The following is a 4,447-nucleotide window of genomic DNA, read 5'->3' on the forward strand; positions in this document are numbered from 1 at the left end:
GCCGGGCGGGCCGCGGGCGCGGCAAGATGTGGGCGATCGCGGCGCTGGCGGTGATCGCCATAGTGATGGGCGTGGCCTTCGCGCTGAGCGGCGGCGAGGAGGACGACCCGAAGAAGGCGCCGCCGCCGTCGACGTCGCAGAAGCCGTCGCCGACGAAGGACAACGAGACGGACAAGCACTCGCCGGAGCCGACGGAGGACGAGCCCACGTACGAGGAGGACGAGCCCACGTACGAGGACACCGAGGAGCCCCCGCCGACCAACTCGACGACGGACATGCCGACAGAACCGACCAGCCCGACCGGCTCGCCCAGCGAGCCGACCGAGGACGTCGGCGGCAGCACGAGCGAGGGCAGCGGCGGCACGTCCGAGGGCAGCACGTCGGGGAACACGACGGGCGAGACCACCGGTGAGACGACCGGCGAGACCACGGGCGAGACGACCGGGGAGACGTCCGGCGAGGTCGAGGGCGGCGAGATCGGGGGCGAGGTCGTCCAGGGCGGCCAGGCCAACGGCGGCACAGAGGGCTGAGCCAGGGCCCCGCCGCCCCGCGGACGGCCGGTTACGGGCGGACGTGCCCGCGCGGCGCGTACGGGCCGCGCAGGCGCCGTACGCCGCACGCGGGGCGTACGGCCCGCGTACACCGCGCCACCACCCGCCCCGCCGCCGGCGGACACCCGGGCCCCGGCCCGGTCGGCTACCCCTCCCGGTCGCGGTCCCCGCTGCCGCCCTGTTCCGCCTGGCGGCGGGCGACGTACGCCGCGGCCTGCGATCTGCGCTCCATGTTCAGCTTCGACAGCAGGCTGGACACGTAGTTCTTGATGGTCTTCTCGGCGAGGTGCAGCCGCTCGCCGATGGCCCGGTTCGTCAGCCCCTCGCCGATCAGGTCGAGGATCCTGCGCTCCTGGTCCGTGAGCCCGGCCAGCCGCTCGTCCTCCCGCCCGCGCCCGCCGTCGCGCAGCCGCTCCAGCACCCGCGCCGTCGCGACCGGGTCGAGCAGCGACTTGCCGGCGGCGACGTCCCGTACGGCGGTCAGCAGCTCGTTGCCGCGGATGGCCTTCAGCACGTACCCGGAGGCGCCCGCCATGATCGCGTCGAAGAGCGCCTCGTCGTCGGCGAACGAGGTGAGCATGAGGCACTTGATGCCCTCGTCCCGGGAGCGGATCTCCCGGCAGACCTCGACGCCGCTGCCGTCGGGCAGCCGGACGTCGAGTACGGCCACGTCGGGCCGTACGGCGGGGATGCGGACGAGCGCGTCGGCGGCGGTGCCGGCCTCGCCGACGACCTCGATGTCCGGCTCGGCCTGAAGCATCTCGTGTACCCCCCGACGGACCACTTCATGGTCATCGAGTAGGAATACGGTGATTTTTCCATCTATGGCCACTGTCCCAGTCTCACATACTGGGTCTTCCCGCGCTCAGGGCCGCCGGGATAACGTGCCAGTGTCCCGGCAGCCTGCGAGGCTGTGACCAGTGGACCTGATGCCGACGAGGCGAGCCGGCTCCTGCGTTACTAGGAAATCAAAGCAAAACCGCAGGTCAGGACCGCTTCGCGAAGCAGCGGACCACTGTGTAACGTGCCTGCCAGTGGGAAGGATGCCGGGCGCCTGTCACCCCCGACCCCCATCGGTGCACCCACCCCGTGCACGTATGGGAATCGGGTGAGCCGCCCTCCGCTGCCGCGGGGGGACCGAAGGCCACCGGCGATCCCGGGGGCCGGAGAGACGTCAGGAGAGACCGTGACCGAGAGCACTGCCGCGCGCCACCCGCGCCGCAGCAGCAAGCGCACCAGCGGGAGCGACGGCGGGAGCGCGGCCGCGACGGCGGCGCCCGAGACGCCCGGGGCGCCCGCGAAGAAGGCAGCGGCCAGGAAGACGCCGGCCAAGAAGGCGCCTGCGAAGAAGGCCGCCGCCAAGAAGACGGCGGCACCCGCGAAGAAGACGGCGCCCGCGAAGAAGGCGAAGCCCGCCAGGACGGCCAAGACGGCCAAGGCGGCGGCCAAGACGGCCGAAGCGGCCGGGAAGGCGCCCGTCGGGTCCCGGCCCCTGCCGCAAGGTGACGGCGCCGACGCCTCCGAACTGGTCCAGCTCCTCACCCCCGAGGGCGAGCGCGTCGAGCACCCCGAGTACGCCGTCGATCCGAGCCCCGAGGAACTGCGCGCCCTCTACCGCGACATGGTCCTCACCCGCCGCTTCGACGCCGAGGCCGTCACCCTCCAGCGCCAGGGCGAGCTGGGCCTGTGGCCCTCGCTGCTCGGCCAGGAGGCCGCCCAGGTCGGCTCCGGCCGGGCCACCCGCGAGGACGACTACGTCTTCCCCACGTACCGCGAGCACGGCGTCGCCTGGTGCCGCGGCGTGGACCCGACGCTGCTGCTCGGCATGTTCCGCGGCGTGAACAACGGCGGCTGGGACCCCAACAGCAACAACTTCCAGCTCTACACGATCGTCATCGGCTCCCAGACGCTGCACGCCACCGGCTACGCCATGGGCGTCGCCAAGGACGGCGCCGACTCCGCCGTCGTGGCCTACTTCGGCGACGGCGCCTCCAGCCAGGGCGACGTCGCCGAGGCGTTCACCTTCGCCGCCGTCTACAACGCCCCGGTCGTCTTCTTCTGCCAGAACAACCAGTGGGCCATCTCCGAGCCCACCGAGCGCCAGACCCGCGTCCCGCTCTACCGCCGCGCCGCCGGCTACGGCTTCCCCGGCGTCCGCGTCGACGGCAACGACGTACTCGCCGTGCTCGCCGTCACCCGCAAGGCGCTGGAGCACGCCCGCTCCGGCCAGGGCCCGATGCTGATCGAGGCGTACACGTACCGCATGGGCGCCCACACCACCTCCGACGACCCCACCCGCTACCGCCGCGACGACGAGCGCGCCGCCTGGGAGGCCAAGGACCCGATCCTGCGGCTGCGCACCCTGCTGGAGCGGGAGAACCTCGCCGACGAGGCGTACTTCGCCGGTCTCGACGAGGAGAGCGACGCGCTGGCCAAGCGGGTCCGCGAGTCCATCAGGACCATGGCGGACCCGGACCCGATGGCCATCTTCGAGAACATCTACGCCGACGGGCACTCCGTCGTGGACGAGGAACGCACGCAGTACGCGGCGTACCAGGCGTCCTTCGCGGACTCCGCGGACTTCGCCGACGAGGCGGGCGCCGCCGCCGGGAAGGGGCACTGACCATGGCGGTCGAGAAGATGGCACTGGCCAAGGCGATCACCGCGTCGCTGCGCACGGCCATGGAGGACGACGCCAAGGTGCTCGTCATCGGCGAGGACGTCGGCAAGCTCGGCGGCGTCTTCCGCGTCACCGACGGGCTGCAGAAGGACTTCGGCGAGGACCGGGTCATCGACTCGCCGCTCGCCGAGTCCGGCATCGTCGGCACCGCGATCGGGCTGGCGCTGCGCGGGTACCGGCCGGTGGTGGAGATCCAGTTCGACGGGTTCGTCTTCCCCGCGTACGACCAGATCGTCACGCAGCTCGCGAAGATGCACGCGCGGGCGCTGGGCACGGTCAAGCTGCCGGTCGTCATCCGGATCCCGTACGGCGGCGGCATCGGCGCGGTCGAGCACCACAGCGAGTCGCCGGAGGCGCTGTTCGCGCACGTGGCGGGGCTGAAGTGCGTCTCGCCGTCGACGCCCGGGGACGCCTACTGGATGCTCCAGCAGGCCATCCACAGCGACGACCCGGTGATCTTCTTCGAGCCCAAGCGGCGCTACTGGGACAAGGGCGAGGTCAACACCTCGGCCATTCCCGGGCCGCTGCACGAGGCGCGGGTCGCCCGGGAGGGCACGGACCTCACGCTCGCCGCGTACGGGCCGATGGTGAAGACCTGTCTGGAGGTCGCCGCGGCGGCGGCCGAGGAGGGCACGTCGCTGGAGGTTCTGGACCTGCGGTCGATGTCGCCGATCGACTTCGACGCCGTGCAGCGCTCGGTGGAGAAGACGGGCAGGCTGGTCGTCGTGCACGAGGCCCCGGTGTTCTACGGCTCCGGCGGGGAGATCGCCGCGCGCATCACCGAGCGGTGCTTCTACCATCTGGAGGCCCCGGTGCTCCGCGTCGGCGGCTTCCATGCGCCGTACCCGCCCGCGAGGCTGGAGGAGGAGTACCTCCCCAACCTGGACCGGGTACTCGATGCCGTCGACCGCGCGCTTGCGTACTGAAGTAGGGAGCGTGTCCGTGACCATGAGCAACACCGCGCGCCTCCGCGAGTTCAGGCTGCCCGACGTGGGCGAGGGCCTGACGGAGGCGGAGATCCTCAAGTGGTACGTCCAGCCGGGCGACGCCGTGCACGACGGCATGGTGGTGTGCGAGGTGGAGACCGCGAAGGCGGCGGTCGAACTGCCGATCCCGTACGACGGGGTGGTGCAGGAGATCCGCTTCGCCGAGGGCGACACGGTCGACGTGGGGACGGCGATCATCGCCGTCGACACCGAACCCGGGGCCGCCCCCG

4 protein-coding genes and 1 pseudogene are annotated in these 4,447 nt (G+C 72.0%); 4 read left to right on the forward strand and 1 reads right to left on the reverse strand.

Features of this window, described 5'->3' with window-relative positions; genetic code table 11:
• Positions 1 to 530: pseudogene (locus tag H5J30_RS18940) on the forward strand (serine/threonine protein kinase); the annotation flags it as partial.
• A 166-nt stretch (positions 531 to 696) separates the two neighbouring features.
• Here the strand turns inward: H5J30_RS18940 and H5J30_RS18945 are convergent.
• A complete protein-coding gene (locus H5J30_RS18945; RefSeq protein WP_037730468.1) occupies positions 697 to 1,383 on the reverse strand; it encodes a response regulator in 687 nt (228 codons plus the stop codon).
• Between the two features lie 354 nt (positions 1,384 to 1,737).
• Here H5J30_RS18945 and pdhA point away from each other — a divergent pair, with 354 nt between their 5' ends.
• The 3 genes from pdhA to H5J30_RS18960 all read left to right on the forward strand — a co-directional run.
• Entirely contained in the window at positions 1,738 to 3,174 is a 1,437-nt protein-coding gene (pdhA, locus tag H5J30_RS18950; protein WP_181788605.1) for a pyruvate dehydrogenase (acetyl-transferring) E1 component subunit alpha, read from the forward strand.
• A gap of 2 nt (positions 3,175 to 3,176) precedes the next feature.
• Positions 3,177 to 4,157: an alpha-ketoacid dehydrogenase subunit beta gene (locus H5J30_RS18955; RefSeq protein ID WP_181788606.1), complete on the forward strand. Its 981-nt coding sequence runs from the start codon at positions 3,177 to 3,179 to the stop codon at positions 4,155 to 4,157.
• A gap of 22 nt (positions 4,158 to 4,179) precedes the next feature.
• Positions 4,180 to 4,447 (forward strand): biotin/lipoyl-containing protein (locus tag H5J30_RS18960; protein ID WP_309505572.1); only part of this gene is annotated, 268 nt, incomplete at its 3' end.

This window comes from Streptomyces phytophilus (assembly GCF_013870535.1).
GTDB classification, from domain to species: Bacteria; Actinomycetota; Actinomycetes; order Streptomycetales; family Streptomycetaceae; genus Streptomyces; species Streptomyces phytophilus.

Coding starts and splice junctions, on each gene's coding strand:
- H5J30_RS18955 (WP_181788606.1), top strand. CDS start 3,177: ATGGCGGTCGAGAAGATGGCACTGGCCAAGGCGATCACCGCGTCGCTG.